Raw genomic sequence first — 17021 nt, 5'->3', positions numbered from 1 at the left:
TAGAGGACGTAGGCTGTACTTAGGCGTAATTGGGGCGCCAAGCGCTTTTCTTATAGTAATAAACTTGACAATTATTGCCTCTCCTTAATTGACAGATTATCCAGAGCTGTTCAGGAAATACTAATCACCACAAGGAAAATTAAGGAGGGGTAAGCATGAATTTTTCGGGAATGGCCTTTTTCATACAGCTTTTTTTTGGAATTGTTATTGGCCTCTATTTTTGGAACCTATTGAGAAATCAACGAACTCAAAAAGTATCTGTAGATAAAGAATCAAAGAAGGAATTAGATAAACTAAAGAAAATGCGATCTATTGGTTTAAGTGAACCACTTTCTGAAAAAATTAGGCCAAAATCATTTAAGGATATTGTAGGACAAAAGGATGGAATTCGTTCCTTACAAGCAGCTCTTTGTGGTCCTAATCCTCAGCATGTTATTATATATGGACCTCCCGGAGTAGGAAAAACTGCTGCAGCAAGACTCGTTTTAGAAGAAGCAAAGAATAACCCTCTATCGCCTTTTCATCAACAATCTGTCTTTGTTGAGATTGATGGAGCAACTGCTCGGTTTGATGAAAGAGGAATAGCTGATCCTCTTATTGGTTCTGTTCATGATCCTATTTATCAAGGTGCAGGTGCCATGGGACAAGCAGGTATTCCACAACCAAAAAAGGGTGCCGTATCTAAAGCTCATGGTGGAATTTTGTTTATTGATGAAATAGGAGAGCTTCATTCGATTCAATTAAATAAACTGTTAAAAGTGTTGGAAGATCGAAAGGTATTTCTAGAAAGTGCTTATTATAGTGAGGAAAATCAACAAATTCCAGAGCATATACATGAAATTTTTAAAAATGGGATGCCAGCTGATTTTCGCTTAATTAGTGCTACAACACGTTCACCAGAGGAGATCCCACCTGCCATTCGATCAAGGTGTATGGAGGTATATTTTCGTCCTCTAACACCTGATGAGATCTGTGTCGTAGCCAAAAAAGCCGTTGAAAAAATCGGTGTTTCTGTAGATGAAGGAGTTTATGAGTTAACATCAAAATATGCATCAAATGGACGCGAGGCTGTAAATATTATTCAAATTGCTGCGGGAATGGCATCAACTGACGGAAATGATGAAATTTCAACGAGGGATATAGAATGGGTGATTCATTCTAGTCAACGGGCTCCTCGACCCGAGAAGAAAATTCATAAAGAAGATAAAATAGGTTTTGTAAATGGTTTAGGAGTTTTTGGTCCTAATATGGGGGCTATATTAGATATTGAAGTAACAGTCATTGAAAATATTGGGAAAGGAACAATCAACATTACCGGTATTGCAGAAGAAGAAAGCACTGGTAACCAATCAAAAACCGTTAAACGAAAGAGTATGGCAAAAGGTTCTGTGGAAAATGTACTCACTGTATTAAGAAACATGGGAGAAAATACGTTTGATTATGATATTCATGTGAATTTTCCAGGTGGAATTCCAGTTGATGGACCCTCTGCAGGTATATCAATTGCAACGGCGATATACTCTGCAATTCACAAAATTCCCATCTCTCATTCTGTAGCAATGACAGGAGAGTTAGGAATACACGGGCATGTTAAACCAATAGGTGGTGTTATAGCTAAAGTAGAAGCGGCAAAGCAGGCTGGTGCAAAGGAAGTAATTATCCCTAAAGATAACTTTCAAACTTTATTACAAGGGTTTGAAGGAGTAAAGATCCATCCTGTTGAAACGTTAGAAGAAGTGTTCCGCTTGTCGTTTGTTCAAGAGGTAAAAAAAGAAGAGAAAGAAGAGGAAGAAGAGAAGGCCTCTCTTCCTGCTGCAGCATCTTTTGCACTGAGACAATCTGAGGTCTAAAATCATAGACCTCTTATTCCTTTCCTTTAGGGAAACTATAGGTGCAGCATTGTTAGACAAAGATGATTTAATAAGATAAAATTGAACAAGACTAGGATATGGGATTAATTTTAAATGTTCTATCGAGTATGTGGTTGTTTAAATTAATCTATTGTTAGTTTCTAACAAGAAGTAGTGTAGCTAAGCAATCGGCAACATACCGATTGCTTATGATTTATCAGGTGATATTTTATTTATTGGCTCTGTTAAACTTCATGTTGATTTTTGCTATGTACAATTACACATAAAGTCAGTCTACGACCTGTGGACAACGTGCAATCCTGCCATCCTTTGGTGCGATAATGCTTATGAGGAGTCTAGCTTGATCAGCAAAAAATCACATTCTTATTAAAATCAACATTATCCTTTAACATAGCCTATTTATTAAATAGTCCTTTAAGACTTGGCATGCCAAGTTTCCTTTGTAGAGTTTTATTGTAAAAAAAGTGGAGGTGTAGTACATATGACGGAATCTTATCTAACAAAACTCCCTTTACTACCATTAAGAGGTTTACTTGTTTATCCAACAATGGTGTTACATTTGGATGTTGGACGAGACAAATCTGTACAAGCGCTAGAACGAGCTATGGTAGAAGATGAGGAAATTTTTCTAGTAACACAAAAGGAAATTTCAATTGATGAACCAGATGAAAATGATATCTTTAAAGTAGGAACGTTAGCAAAGGTTAACCAAATGCTTAAATTACCAAACGGAACGATTCGTGTTCTTATTGAAGGTAAACAAAGAGGGATAGTTAAAAAGTTTATTGAAAAGAAGGACTATTTTCAAGTGGAGGTTGAGCTACTTGATGAACGTCAAAAAGCAACAGTAGAAGAACAGGCATTAATGAGAAATGTACTTGAACAATTCGAACAATATATACATTTATCTAAAAAAGTGTCTCAAGAAACATTCGCAACTGTATCAGATATTATTGAACCAGGTCGTTTAGCTGATATTATTAGCTCTCATTTACCACTTAAAATTGTACAAAAGCAAGAAGTATTAGAAACAATTGATCTTAAGGATCGTTTAACAAAGGTCCTTCAAATTTTAAGTAATGAAAAAGAAGTTTTAGGATTAGAAAAGAAAATTGGTCAACGTGTAAAAAAGTCTATGGAGAAAACGCAAAAGGAATACTATCTGCGTGAACAAATGAAAGCTATTCAAAAAGAATTAGGAGATAAAGAAGGTAAAGAAGGAGAAATTGAAGTTTTAAGAGGGAAAATCGCTGATGCTGAGATGCCAGAGTCGGTTGAGGAAAAAGCAATTAAAGAGTTAGCTCGTTATGAAAAAATGCCAGCAAGTTCTGCAGAAAGCTCCGTAATTCGTAATTATATTGAATGGTTAACCCAAATTCCATGGAACAAAGAAACGGAAGATATGCATGATATTCATCGGTCTGAAAAAATACTGGATGAAGATCATTATGGTTTAGAAAAAGTGAAAGAACGTGTTTTAGAATATTTAGCTGTTCAGCAGCTTACGAAGGAATTGAAAGGACCAATCCTTTGTTTAGCAGGACCTCCAGGTGTTGGGAAAACATCACTAGCCCGTTCTATTGCAAGATCGCTACAAAGAAATTTTGTTCGAATTTCACTAGGGGGCGTTCGTGACGAGGCAGAAATTCGTGGACATCGGCGGACGTATGTTGGAGCTATGCCGGGACGTATTATTCAAGGGATGAAAAAAGCAAGTTCTAAGAACCCGGTATTCCTATTAGATGAAATAGATAAAATGGCAAGTGATTTCCGTGGTGATCCATCAGCAGCTATGCTGGAGGTATTAGATCCAGAGCAAAACAATAGCTTCAGCGACCATTATATTGAAGAGCCTTATGATCTATCAAAAGTAATGTTTGTTATGACTGCAAATAATATTGGAGCAATTCCACCTCCGTTAATGGATCGTATGGAAATTATTCACATTGCAGGATATACAGAGGTTGAAAAGCTTAAAATTGCTCAAGACTATTTATTACCTAAACAAGTACAAGAACATGGTCTAACGAAAGGAAAGCTTCAAGTGAAAGAGGAAGCTATTTTAAAGGTAGTTCGTTATTACACTCGTGAGGCCGGAGTTCGTAACTTAGAACGACAAATGGCAACCATTTGCCGGAAAGCTGCAAAGATAATTGTTTCAGGTGAAAAGAAAAAAGTTATTGTAACAGAAAAAACAATCGAAGACTTATTAGGGAAACCAAAGTTTCGTTATGGAAAGGCAGAACTAGTGGACCAAGTTGGTGCTGCTACTGGGTTAGCTTATACAACAGCAGGTGGTGACACATTGACAATAGAAGTCTCTCTTTCTCCAGGTAAGGGAAAACTAACATTGACAGGAAAACTGGGAGATGTGATGAAGGAGTCTGCCCAAGCTGCTTTTAGTTATATTCGATCAAAATCTGATGAATTGTCCATTGATGCTAGCTTTCATGAAAAAAATGATATTCATATACACGTTCCTGAAGGAGCAGTACCGAAGGATGGTCCGTCCGCAGGTATTACGATGGCAACAGCTCTAATTTCTGCCTTAACAGGTCGTGCTGTAAAGAAGGAAGTTGGTATGACAGGAGAAATTACACTTCGAGGAAGAGTATTACCTATTGGAGGGTTAAAGGAAAAATCTATGAGTGCTCATCGAGCTGGATTAACTCATATTATTATTCCTAGGGACAATGAAAAGGATTTAGAGGATATTCCAGAAAGTGTAAGAAAAGACTTAACGTTCATTCCTGTAGGTCATTTAGATGAGGTATTGAAGGAAGCTTTGGTGGGGGAGTAATATGAAAATTAATAGTGCAGAAATCGTAATAAGTGCAGCAAAGCCACATCAATTTCCAGCAGGGCCATTTCCAGAAGTGGCTCTTTCTGGACGTTCTAATGTTGGGAAGTCGTCATTCATTAATACGGTTTTAAGTAGGAAGGGTTTAGCAAGAACGTCACAACGTCCAGGTAAAACTCAAACCTTAAATTTTTATTTTATAAATGAACGTTTTCACTTTGTAGATGTTCCAGGATATGGTTATGCAAAGGTTTCAAAATCAGAAAGAGAAGCATGGGGAAAAGTGATGGAAATATATTTCCAGGAAAGAGAGCAATTAAAAGGGGTTGTTCAGCTCATTGACATTCGTCATAAACCAACGGAAGATGATGTGATGATGTATGAATGGCTTAAATATCACAAACATCCTGTTCTTATTATTGCAACGAAAGCAGATAAGGTTCCACGTGGAAAATGGGACAAACATGTTAAACAGATTAAGGAGCACCTAAAGTTTCAACAAGAGGACTCTGTCGTTGTTTTCTCTTCTGAAACTGGATACGGAAAAGATAAAGCCTGGAAGGAAATGACTAAGCTCATGTTTGGTGAGTAATGATAAAGCTACTATTTTCTTAAAATGAAAGGGTGTCTCATAGGCAAGTACTGAGCCATGAGACACCCTTTTAATAGTTCGTATAAGCTAATGAGTTTCGTGTAGTGATCAAATTGTTTACGATACGAATCATTTTTTTCTGAAAAATAATAAGTATAATCCAATTCCAATAAATATAATAGGCCAAAATTTATCAAATCCAGAAAAGAAACGTTGTATCCATGTTACTAATTGATTGGAATAAATGGCAAAGGCTGAAATAATTAATAATATTGTACCTGGTACTAGACCATCACGTTTGTTAACGAAATGCTTCATGAAAAAAGCAATACTAACGACTAAAGTAAAGTAGCCCCAATGATAGCTCCAATAGTGGAAGGTATATGCCCCGTGAAAGAGAACTCCTAAGCCTAGTAAAATGCTACCAGAAAACATTTTATTATCATCTCGATTTGAATAGCCTTGATATGCAAGTACTATTCCTATAGCAACAAGAATTGATGGCCAATTAAATATGACATTTGAAAATGGGATAGGAATATTTAATTGTTGGAGTAAAAAATATAAACCAATTAAAATTAAGATGACTCCAGGTAAAGCACCATTTTTTTTCATGATAAATCACTCCTCACATTGTTCAAAATGAATAGATTTGTTTTCTTAGAAAGTTTTTTAAACATTACGTTTCATTGAAAAATTAAAAATTGAAATAAATATTATATATTATGGAAATAACTATAAACTAAACTAGATTTTATTATACATAATAAAGTATAATCTTTTCAGTATGTGAAGTGTCACATAATGTTCACATGTTAATTGAACACATTTTTTTGTGATATCACTATCAAAATGTTATAATTTAATACGAAATAATTATTACAAACACAAGGTCGTTATATATAGATTTAAAGGATGGGTTACAGTTTTGGGGGGGTGAAGGCATGCACATCCTAGTCGTCAGTTTGAATTATAAAACAACTCCAGTAGAAATACGAGAAAAATTTAGCTTTCAAGAGGATATTGCTTCTGGTTTAACAAAGTTAAGGCAATCCAAAAGTATTCTTGAATGTGTTATTGTCTCTACTTGTAATCGAAGTGAGATATATATCGTAGCTGACCAGCTACATACTGGACGTTATTATACAAAAGTATTTTTATCTGAATGGTTTAATATTCCTAAAGAGGATTTCAGTCCTTATTTAGACATACGGGAAGATGAACATGCAATAGAGCATCTTTTCCGCGTTTCCTGTGGCTTAGACTCTATGATCCTTGGGGAAACACAAATCTTAGGACAGATTCGAGATAGCTTTCTGAAAGCTCAAGAGAATGGAACAACCGGAACAATGTTTAACCATTTATTCAAGCAAGCTGTTACATTAGGAAAACGAGCTCATTCAGAAACTTCTATTGGAGAGAATGCTGTCTCTGTTAGCTATGCAGCTGTCGAATTAGGTAGAAAGATTTTTGGTGAATTTACAAATAAGAATGTACTCATTCTTGGTGCAGGTAAAATGAGTGAATTAACAGCAAAGCACTTATCTGCTAGTGGTGTAAATGATATTACTGTAATGAATCGTACTAAGGCTAAGGCAGACGAGCTAGCAAGTAAATTCAACGGTCATTCAAAAGATATTAGGGAATTAGAAGCATCAATTCTTCATGCTGATATTTTAATAAGCTCTACTGGTTCAAAAGAGTATGTTGTTACAAAATCCGCAGTACAAGAATTAGCAAAGGAACGAAAAGGGCGACCACTATTTTTAGTGGATATTGCTGTACCTAGGGATATTGATCCCGCCTTAGCAGAAATTGATGATGTTTATTTATATGATATTGATGATTTACAAGGTATTGTTGCCTCGAACTTAGAGGAGAGAAAACAAGAAGCTGAAAAAATTGAGCTTATGATAGAAGAGGAATTAATTGATTTTAGTCATTGGCTTGATACTCTTGGTGTTGTTCCTGTTATTACCGCTTTAAGAAGTAAAGCTATGACAGTTCAGCAGGATACGATGGAAAGTCTCGAAAGAAAGCTAGGAAACCTCTCTGATAGAGAAAAAAAGGTCATTCGAAAACATATGAAGAGTATTGTGAATCAGCTCCTTCGTGACCCAATTTCAGCTATTAAAGAACTTCCAGAAGAAAAAAATACAGAGGACATGCTCGATTTTGTAACGAAGGTATTTGCAATAGAGAAAGAGGTTCAACAGCAAGAACAGATTTCCTTTGCAAATATACAAATTAATAAATTGGAACGCCAATGGAATGTGAAGAAGCGTAAGGCAAAACTAGCTTATAAGAAAGAGGCTGTTGCCCGCTCTATTTAAAGAGGGGATTAGAGAATGCTTTTAAATGTTTTATATATTGGGATTATTTCTCTATATGCTTTAAGTGTACTTGGATATTTTATTGATTTTATTCAAAACAACCAGAGGGTAAATCGAATCGCCTTCTGGTTGCTTTCTATTGTTTGGATTTTGCAAATTGTATTTATTGTAATGCGAACGATAGAATATAGCAGATTACCACTAATGACTATTTTTGAAGGGATGTTTCTGTACTCGTGGATATTAGTTACATTTTCTTTAATCATTAGTCGTCTCTATCGAGTTGAATTTTTAATATTACTAGTTAATTTTGTGGGCTTTGCCATTATGACTATTAGTTTAACTAATTCCACTGGTGACGTACCATCTAGCTTAGCAGACCTTATCATATTAGAACTACTTGTCATACACGTGGTTTTTCTCCTACTATCCTATGGTATGTTTACACTTTCCTTCGCATTTTCCTTTCTTTATTTTTTCCAACATCATATGTTAAAGCAAAAGCGCTGGGGAAAAAGAATGGGTCGTATTGGTAATTTATCAAGATTAGCCCATTTATCATACTTGTTTACATTGATAGGCTTCCCACTCATGCTATTAGGAGTTGTATTAGGAGTTGTATGGGCTTGGGTAAAATTTGAAATGGTTCCATGGCTTGACATTAAAGTGTTAACGTCATTTTTCATTTTGATTTTATATGGAGTATACTTATTTCAATGGGCAGTAAAGAAACGACGGGGGTATGGTTTGGCATTATTAAATATCGGAGCTTTTCTTGGATTGTTAATTAATTATTTCTTATCAAGCTCCTTTTCTAATTTTCATATATGGTAATAATATTTATCTAAGACAGGAAATGCTTTAAATACATTTAATAGTAAAACATGGAGGTTATTATGCGGAAAATTATTGTTGGATCACGAAAGAGTAATTTAGCTATGACTCAAACAAATTGGGTTATTGATCGACTAAATGAATTAGGCTTTGACGTAGAATTTGAAGTGAAGGAAATTGTTACAAAGGGAGATAAAATATTAGATGTAACCCTTTCTAAAGTAGGGGGGAAGGGACTTTTCGTAAAAGAAATTGAAAAAGCTATGTATGACGGAGAAATCGATATTGCTGTTCATAGTATGAAGGATTTACCAGCAGCAATGGCTGAAGGGTTAACGATCGGTGCTGTTCCTAAACGTGTTGACCCACGGGATGCATTTATTTCAAACAGTGGGGAGAAATTGATGGAACTTCCTCCTGGATCTATCGTTGGAACAAGTAGCTTACGTAGAGGGGCACAAGTTCTTGCCCAACGTCCAGACTTAGAAATTAAATGGATTCGAGGAAATATTGATACACGATTAAAAAAATGTCGTGAGGAGGAATACGACGCAATTATTTTAGCTGCTGCAGGGTTAGAACGAGTTGGTTGGACTAAGGATATCGTGACAGAATTTTTAGAACCTGATGTATGTCTTCCTGCCGTTGGTCAAGGGGCACTTGGTATTGAATGTAGGGAAAATGATTCAGAAATTCTTGACATGCTAGCAAAAATTAACGATCCAGTTACGGAAAAAGTAGTAACGGCAGAAAGAGCATTTCTCCATACAGTGGAAGGTGGCTGCCAAGTACCGATTGCAGGATATGCAACTCTTTTAGAGGATGGTCAAGTTTCCTTAACTGCACTCGTTGCTTCTCCAGATGGTAGAGAAATTTTTCGAGAATCTATTATAGGAAATGATCCTGAGGCTATAGGTGTTGAAGTAGCTCAGAAGATTTTGAACCAAGGAGCAAAAGAGGTTTTAGATAAAGTAAAAGAAGACCTTAACCTATAAGGGAAGGAAATACGATGAATTTACCACTTCGTCATTGTCGAATACTAAATACAAGAGCAGTTCATCAAGCTGCTTCACTAACAAACAAACTCCAAAGCTACGGGGGGATAGTGGAAGAAGTCCCCCTTATTTCTATGAGAAAACCAACGGATATGAAGCCGATCCTTACTGCTATTCATGATCTAAATACATATAAATGGATCGTTTTTACTAGTGCGAATACGGTTCAATTCTTTTTTGACTTATTAGAAAATGAGAATATATCCCCTGATGAATTTACTAGCTTAAAAGTTGCTGCTGTTGGTACAAAAACAAAGGAAAAGCTAATCGAAAAAGGTTTCCATCCTGATGTTGTTCCTCGTATTTTCGATGGAGAGCATTTAGCAAACGAAATAATTCTATCTATAAATAAGGAACAAAGAACACAAATGGAACAAGGAAGTCTACGAGTTCTTATTCCAAGAAGTCAGCTCTCTAGAGATGTATTACCTGAAAAACTGAAAGCTGCTAATATTGATGTAGATACGCCAGTTGCTTATGAAACTAGTTTCAATCTTTCAAATAAAAGCAAGTTAAATGAGCTACTAATCCAAGATCAGCTTGATCTTATTACCTTTACAAGCCCATCAACTGTCCATTCTTTTTTTAAGCAGGTGAAGCCTGAAGTGGTTCAAACAAAGTTATCCTCTATCCATTTTGCTGTAATCGGTGGAGTAACAGCAGAAGCTTTAAAGGGGTATGGAATAAAGGAGTATATTGTACCAAAATCATATACAATAGAGAACTTAATTTCAGAAATAGTGAAAGTCCTTTCAAAATGAACGAATACATAATAATGAGGAGGATAAACCATGACTAATTTTGATTTTAAAAGACATCGTCGTTTAAGAAGAACACAAGGAATACGAGACATGGTTCGAGAAACATATTTACATAAGGAAGATTTAATTTATCCTATTTTCGTAAAAGATGGGGAAAATATAAAGAATGAAATTGCTTCCATGCCAGGTATTTATCAATGGTCTTTAGATCGTGTTGATGCTGAAATTGAGGAAGTTGTAAAGCTTGGAATACGATCAATTATATTATTTGGTGTGCCGGCAGAGAAAAACGAAATAGGTTCTTCCGCTTATGCTGCTGAAGGAATCGTTCAACGTGCAACAAGACAAATTAAGAAGAATCATCAAGAGCTTACAGTTATTGCTGATACATGTTTATGTCAATTTACCGATCATGGACATTGTGGTGTTATTGAGAACGGAGAAGTACTAAACGATGAATCTTTATCGTTACTAGTTAAAACAGCAGTTTCCCAAGTAGAGGCTGGAGCTGATATTATTGCACCTTCCAATATGATGGATGGTTTTGTTGCAGCAATTAGACATGGGTTAGATGAAGCTGGCTATAATCATATTCCTATTATGAGTTATGCAGTGAAATATGCCTCATCTTTTTATGGACCATTCCGTGACGCTGCACATAGCTCGCCCCAATTCGGTGATCGTAAAACATATCAAATGGACCCAGCTAATCGTGTAGAAGCGTTACGTGAAGCAAAATCAGATATGGAAGAAGGAGCTGATTTTTTAATCGTAAAGCCAGCATTATCCTATTTAGATATTATTAGAGATGTAAAAAATAATTTTCATTTACCCGTCGTTGCTTATAATGTAAGTGGTGAATACTCAATGATTAAAGCAGCTTCTCTAAATGGATGGATTGATGAAAAAGGTGTAGTGATGGAAAAACTAGTTAGTATGAAACGAGCTGGTACAGACTTAATTTTGACTTACTTTGCAAAAGATGTTGCAAGATGGTTAGACGAATCAAAATAGTTCACGCTAGTATAGATGATCATTTTTCATAGATAAGATAGAAAGGTGGTAAATGTAATGAACAGGGGAAAATCAATAAAAGCATTTGAAGAAGCGAAAAAAGTGATGCCAGGAGGTGTAAACAGTCCTGTACGTGCTTTTAAATCTGTAAATTTAGATCCAGTTTTCATGGAACGTGGGAAAGGTTCTCATATTTGGGATATCGATGGGAATGAATATATCGATTATGTGTTATCGTGGGGACCACTAGTTTTAGGTCATGCAGATGATCATGTGGTAGAAGCACTAAAGAAAGTGACAGAAAAAGGGACAAGCTTTGGTGCGCCAAGTGAGCTAGAAACGACGTTAGCAAAACTAGTTATTGATCGTGTCCCATCTATAGAGGTTGTTCGAATGGTGAACTCAGGAACGGAAGCAACAATGAGTGCCCTTCGATTAGCACGGGGCTTTACAGGAAGAAATAAAATTGTAAAATTTGAAGGGTGCTATCACGGTCATGGAGATTCCCTATTAATTAAAGCTGGTTCTGGTGTAGCAACATTGGGGCTTCCAGATAGCCCTGGTGTTCCTGAGTCTGTAGCTCAAAATACATTAACTGTCCCATATAATGATATAGAAAGTCTTCAATTAGCCTTCGATCAATTCGGAGATGACATTGCTGGTGTTATTTTAGAGCCTGTAGCTGGAAACATGGGGGTTGTTTTACCTGAACCTGGGTTTTTAGAAGGGGTTCGTGAAATGACAGAGAAGCATGGTGCTTTAATGATTATGGATGAAGTAATGACTGGATTCCGTGTAGGATACGAATGTGCTCAAGGAAAATTAGGTGTTACACCAGATTTAACTTGTCTAGGAAAGGTTATTGGTGGAGGGTTGCCTGTTGGTGCTTATGGTGGAAAAAGAGAAATTATGGAGCAAATTGCACCGTCTGGACCAATTTATCAGGCTGGAACTCTATCAGGGAATCCATTAGCAATGACAGCTGGGTATGAAACCTTACGACAATTAACTCCAGAAAGCTATGATACATTTGAAGCTTTAGGAAGACGATTAGGAGATGGACTATCAAAAGCGGCTGCTGCATATGACATTCCTCACTATGTTAGTAGAGCTGGTTCCATGGTAGGCTTCTTCTTTACTGATGAAAAGGTGATAAATTATGAAAAAGCCACTTCATCTAATTTAGAAATGTTTAGCACTTACTTCAAGAAGATGTTAGAGCAAGGGATATCCCTTCCTCCATCACAATTTGAAGGAATGTTTTTATCCACAAAGCATACGGAAGAGGACATAGATAAGACAATTAAAGCAGCTGAAAATGCCTTTGCTTTTATTCGTGAGCAAGGGTAATCAATTTCATGTTTTACGAGTACATTAGATATTATGGTAATATGTGTGAGAAACACAATGGTGTTTATAAATTTGTTTCTGTTTGCGAATAATGATGATTATTTAGATTGAAAATGGACTTCCGATTTTTGGAAGTCCATTAAGTTGTCTATTCGCTTGTTAATTCTTTCTTTTTTCCTCCCAAAGCTGTATACGTTCTTCATGACTAACCTCTTTATGGACTTGATGTAGCATCCATACATAACCAAAAGGGTCCGTGAATATTGCGTTCGATACTCCGTAGTCAGGCATCTCTGTCACAGGTTGCACCTCCGTACAACCTAAATCCATAGCCTTTGCATAGGTGCCCTTAATGTCTAGGACAGTAACATTAACCCAACTAGTCTTAGGGTCTTCAGGTTTTGGTGCGATCAAATGAAATTCTGGGTTTTCATCTAATAGATGAAAGTGAACACCAAATAGGGTAAAAACTACCTCATTTTGACCAAGAGGAAGGTTCGTAACCTCCACACGTTCGATTTCAAATATATTTTCATATAATTCCAAAGCCTTTAAGCAATCTTTCACAACCAAATCAAGTTCTACCCCAACCATCATGACACACTCCTTTTCTCTGATTATAAAGACTCATTACCTCACCATTTTTCCCAGTTTATCAATTTAAGTATACCAAAGATCAATTTTAATAACCGCTAAAGATCGTTTTATTGTGTTTTGTGTACTTAAGGGTAATCTGATATTTCTATTCTAAATGCTTGTACAGTCAATATAAATAGTAGTAGCCCTTAAAGATTTTTATACAAGGGCCACATTACGAGATGAAACAGTCATATTTTCATCCTACAAAACATACATGTGTATCGTATAAGCAAAAATAGGAGAAAAGTGTGGACAAAGGGACTTTTTTTCAATTTCATCATGAATGACAACTAAGGAAATAGTCAGTTTAAAATAAAGGGGGAAATCACGTTGACTTATGAAAAACCGTCGTCATTGGCTTTTTCAATTAAGGAATCTGTTTGGTTGAATGGGGATAACGAAATCGATGAGATTTTATCGCTTGCTCTTGAACCTGATGTTTCTATCCGTGAAGTAGATGATCAAGTATTTGTTAGGGGATCATTGCAATTATTTGGGGAGTATCGCCCGAAGGAAACCGATGAGTTTGCAAGAAGAGAATCGTTATCTGATGAAGTATCATTTCGTTCTGTTGAAGAGGTCTCTATGACTAATGATGGTGTAGGATTGATTCGTCATTCCTTTCCATTAGATGTTACGATACCTAGAGAACGAATTAACCAATTAGAGGATCTTTTTGTTACGGTAGATGCATTTGATTATGAATTACCTGGAAAAGGCTGTATTGAGCTTGAAGCAAATGTTTCTGTATCAGGCATTAAAAATGAACGTTCTGATTCGTACGATGAAGAAGAAGATTATACTTACGATAAAGAGCATGAACGAGATGAAGCAACGTATAGTGAAGATATGAATAATACGGAAAATGTATATAGTTATGTTGGAAGCTCTTTTAATGAAGAACAAGAAACACCTGTAAATGCTATTCAAGATAATTCTGATGATCGAAGCTTTCACTTTGAAGCAGTGAGGCAATCAAATGATGAGGACGATCAAAGGGAAACCATGAACGTAGATGAAGAAGCTGATAATTTTCATAGTTCAGTAGTAAATCATAGCGACGAAACAGATGATAACTGGCACCGAAATAGTGACATTGAGGAAAATGACGTTACGGAAGAAAATAGAAATGAACAAGAAGAAGTAGAACCGTTACATGAAAACGATGGTGGATATGATCAGAATGATGTGACTGAACCAGCTGTTCGATTTTCAGCTCAACCAAATCCTGAAACGCACACGAACAGTGAGCATGAAGGGGAAGTTGATGGAAATCAAGAACGACCAGATGGAGAAGATGGAACAGATGAAGGATCCAATAAAGAAGAAAATGCTCTTTATTTAACGAAGATGTTAACAAAAGGAGAAGAGGAGTTTTCGAAACTACGAATGTGTATCATTCAAGAAGGAGAATCATTAGAAACAATTTGTGATCGATATGACTTAGAACTAAGTCAAATCATAAGAATGAACCGTTTGAATGATGAACGTGTTTCTGAAGGTCAAATTCTCTATCTACCAGTGAAACAGACTCCAACATCCAATTCTTGATTGGGGGGAGACTATGCTTAGTCTATATGAGTTACTAGATAGCTATGGATTTAAAAACGGTAAATGGAAAGTGAATGGGGAGTTATTAGAAACAGAGAAGGGACTAAAACGTCTCATACTGTGGACGAATGAAAAGGATGCAAGATGGCATATCCATTGGCGGGATAAATTAAGTGAGAAAACGGACTGCTTAACAAATCGAATGATTCAAACTATTCATGGTGAAAGAATGATACTTTGTGATGCAGGGTGGATAACCCTACATGATGAAGTAAGCAGTTTGTTCCCTTTCCGAAGTCGCGAAAAAGAGTTTGGGGCCTTTCTAGGTAAATATTTTTCAATGGAAATGGATGAGTTCGGGGTAGATATAAATGATCCACTTCTACAAGAGGAGTCCTTAAATTATCCTATGAAACAGATAGGAAATCGCATTCAAAAAAGTGAGTTACATTTTTTTGAAGCAATTAGAAAGGAATCCCTTATTCGTTTAGCTAAAGCAAAGAGTATTCAAGAAGAACATGCTAAAGTGAAAACACCAGTAGTAGCACCTATCCTATCATTAGATCAAGGCAAACTCATTTTTGAAAAATTATATTGGCAGCACACGAATCATAATCCTGAAAGAGGCTATCGATCGTTACGAACTATTCTTTCAGAATGGTTGCAACGATACGGCCAATCATCTTTTTTTGCATTGTTAAATGAAATAAATAATCACTTTCCCTTAAGTCAAGAACATGGTAAGAAATTATTAGCTGATTGTATAGCTCCATGGGAATTTATCGAATTTATACAACATATACAAACCCTAAATGATCCTAATGAATATGCTGTTTGGAAGGAAAAACTAACGTATCAATGGGAGGCATCTAGAGAGTTAGTAAAAGCATTAAATAAATGGCTGGATGTTACTAGAGAGAAGGTTAAAGTATGAATATCCAAGTCCAGCAAAAACCCATTGGATCAGTTTTATTTCAATATGATTTATCACCAGAGAAAATTGAATCATTTGGGAAAGTAAAAAAGATATATACAGCTAATGGTACATTTGCTTTGAAGGAAACAACCATGACGGAAGATGAATCTGACTGGTTTATTCATATTCACCGACGGTTAGAACGAATTGGATTTCATTATGTTGTTCCAATCCTACCAACAAAATATGGTGATACGATTGTAAGACACGGGAAAGTAGTTTATTATTTGATGCCTTGGTATGAAGACAATACGCAATTTCGACATCCAGTATACCCAGAAGAGGTGATGGTAGAGGAAATTGCAAAGCTACATGGTTTAACGGAACGAACACAGGAGTATTCTGAAGAAGTATTAAAAGAATCCTATATGACGTTAAAAAAGCGCTGGTCTTATCGCCGGTTGGAAATGGAAAGGTATGTGGAGAAGACAGAAGGAAATGTCTATTTATCTCCTTTTGAGCTTACTTTTTTAACTCATTTTAACAGAACAATATATATGGCAGAGCAAGCTGAAACTCATTTAAATTCCTGGATAGAAGGTGCTAAGGAAAAGAAGAGCTTCCGAAGTGTATTATGCCACGGAAAACCAAGTCGAAAGCATACATGCTTTGATCAGTATGGTACTGCATACTTCTTAAATTTTGAAAAAGCAGTGCTTGATACACCATCACGAGATATGGCATTGATGTTCCGTCATTTTTTCCAATCTAGACCATGGGATGAACAGGAGGGGCAACACTGGCTTCAATTATATGAAAAGCATTTTGCCTTCTTTGATGAGGAACGTCACTTGTTCATGAGTTATCTTGCTTTTCCTGAAAGTATTTATCAATCTGTTGACGCTTATCAAAATAAAGATAAAAAGCTAACGGAAGTTCAGGCGGTAACACAATTAGAACGAAAAGTATTAACAATGAATCGTATACAACGATTTATGGCAAGTGTTTTTGATAACAATGAGAATTAACATAAAAAGGTGTTCCCATACAAATGAGGGAGCACCTTTTTAATTAGTATCGTATTTAGATTATGAAAACCAACCGAATGCGTGGGAAAGATAGAGGAGGACAAGTGTTCCTAACAATATCATGTCAAAGGTAGTAGGCAAAAAAAGTGTTCGAATAAATTGAAAGATAATTAATGGAACTAAAATTTGATAAAAAATGTCCACGGTTCGTTGAAACCAACGTGGCCAACGAAAAGGCCCAACCCCTCTCCTCAATCGCTTCATAATAATCCCCTCT

At 36.1% G+C, this 17021-nt stretch carries 15 protein-coding genes; 12 read left to right on the top strand and 3 right to left on the bottom strand.

Features of this window, described 5'->3' with window-relative positions:
• Positions 1-155: 155 nt before the first annotated feature.
• The 3 genes from lonB (at position 156) to yihA (ending at position 5263) form a co-directional block, all read left to right on the top strand.
• A complete protein-coding gene (gene lonB, locus QA612_RS05275; RefSeq protein WP_278282728.1) occupies positions 156-1850 on the top strand; it encodes an ATP-dependent protease LonB in 1695 nt (564 codons plus the stop codon).
• A 502-nt stretch (positions 1851-2352) separates the two neighbouring features.
• The gene (gene lon / locus QA612_RS05270; RefSeq protein ID WP_278282727.1) at positions 2353-4671 is read left to right on the top strand and encodes an endopeptidase La; all 2319 of its coding nucleotides are present in this window, start codon (positions 2353-2355) and stop codon (positions 4669-4671) included.
• Between the two features lies 1 nt (position 4672).
• On the top strand, positions 4673-5263 hold the full coding sequence (yihA, locus tag QA612_RS05265) for a ribosome biogenesis GTP-binding protein YihA/YsxC (RefSeq protein ID WP_278282726.1): 591 nt from the start codon (positions 4673-4675) through the stop codon (positions 5261-5263).
• Between the two features lie 129 nt (positions 5264-5392).
• Here the strand turns inward: yihA and QA612_RS05260 are convergent, their stop codons facing one another.
• On the bottom strand, positions 5393-5878 hold the full coding sequence (locus tag QA612_RS05260; RefSeq protein ID WP_278282725.1) for a LiaI-LiaF-like domain-containing protein: 486 nt from the start codon (positions 5876-5878) through the stop codon (positions 5393-5395).
• 329 nt (positions 5879-6207) lie between these two features.
• Here QA612_RS05260 and hemA point away from each other — a divergent pair, with 329 nt between their 5' ends.
• From hemA to hemL, 6 genes are all read left to right on the top strand, one after another.
• On the top strand, positions 6208-7596 hold the full coding sequence (gene hemA, locus QA612_RS05255; protein WP_278282724.1) for a glutamyl-tRNA reductase: 1389 nt from the start codon (positions 6208-6210) through the stop codon (positions 7594-7596).
• A 15-nt stretch (positions 7597-7611) separates the two neighbouring features.
• The gene (locus QA612_RS05250; RefSeq protein WP_278282722.1) at positions 7612-8430 is read left to right on the top strand and encodes a cytochrome C assembly family protein; all 819 of its coding nucleotides are present in this window, start codon (positions 7612-7614) and stop codon (positions 8428-8430) included.
• A 62-nt stretch (positions 8431-8492) separates the two neighbouring features.
• The gene (gene hemC / locus QA612_RS05245) at positions 8493-9425 is read left to right on the top strand and encodes a hydroxymethylbilane synthase (protein WP_278282721.1); all 933 of its coding nucleotides are present in this window, start codon (positions 8493-8495) and stop codon (positions 9423-9425) included.
• Positions 9426-9439: 14 nt separating this feature from the next.
• The gene (locus QA612_RS05240) at positions 9440-10246 is read left to right on the top strand and encodes a uroporphyrinogen-III synthase (protein WP_278282720.1); all 807 of its coding nucleotides are present in this window, start codon (positions 9440-9442) and stop codon (positions 10244-10246) included.
• Between the two features lie 30 nt (positions 10247-10276).
• Positions 10277-11260, top strand: coding sequence for a porphobilinogen synthase (gene hemB / locus QA612_RS05235; protein ID WP_278282719.1), 984 nt, complete (start codon positions 10277-10279; stop codon positions 11258-11260).
• A gap of 57 nt (positions 11261-11317) precedes the next feature.
• Positions 11318-12610 (top strand): glutamate-1-semialdehyde 2,1-aminomutase, encoded by a 1293-nt coding sequence (gene hemL, locus QA612_RS05230; protein WP_278282718.1) that lies wholly within the window; start codon positions 11318-11320, stop codon positions 12608-12610.
• A 159-nt stretch (positions 12611-12769) separates the two neighbouring features.
• On the opposite strand, the gene QA612_RS05225 is transcribed toward hemL, so the two are convergent.
• A complete protein-coding gene (locus tag QA612_RS05225) occupies positions 12770-13204 on the bottom strand; it encodes a VOC family protein (RefSeq protein WP_278282717.1) in 435 nt (144 codons plus the stop codon).
• Between the two features lie 375 nt (positions 13205-13579).
• Here QA612_RS05225 and QA612_RS05220 point away from each other — a divergent pair, with 375 nt between their 5' ends.
• Genes QA612_RS05220 through ysxE form a run of 3 tightly spaced genes read left to right on the top strand, consistent with a single transcriptional unit; the run spans position 13580 to position 16744 of the window.
• Positions 13580-14800 (top strand): LysM peptidoglycan-binding domain-containing protein, encoded by a 1221-nt coding sequence (locus QA612_RS05220; RefSeq protein WP_278282716.1) that lies wholly within the window; start codon positions 13580-13582, stop codon positions 14798-14800.
• 13 nt (positions 14801-14813) lie between these two features.
• Complete coding sequence (locus tag QA612_RS05215; RefSeq protein ID WP_278282715.1) at positions 14814-15734, top strand: hypothetical protein; 921 nt, start codon at positions 14814-14816, stop codon at positions 15732-15734.
• Complete coding sequence (ysxE, locus tag QA612_RS05210; RefSeq protein WP_278282714.1) at positions 15731-16744, top strand: spore coat protein YsxE; 1014 nt, start codon at positions 15731-15733, stop codon at positions 16742-16744. The genes QA612_RS05215 and ysxE overlap by 4 nt, the downstream gene beginning before the upstream one ends.
• A 60-nt stretch (positions 16745-16804) precedes the next feature.
• Here ysxE and QA612_RS05205 read toward each other — a convergent pair whose 3' ends face one another.
• On the bottom strand, positions 16805-17008 hold the full coding sequence (locus tag QA612_RS05205; RefSeq protein WP_278282713.1) for a hypothetical protein: 204 nt from the start codon (positions 17006-17008) through the stop codon (positions 16805-16807).
• Positions 17009-17021: the final 13 nt, after the last annotated feature.

The sequence above is a fragment of the Evansella sp. AB-P1 genome (assembly GCF_029688925.1).
In the GTDB taxonomy this organism is placed as follows: Bacteria; Bacillota; Bacilli; order Bacillales; family Salisediminibacteriaceae; genus Evansella.
The sequence above is the reverse complement of the archived record's forward strand: the minus strand, read 5'-3'. Positions and strand labels throughout refer to the sequence as shown.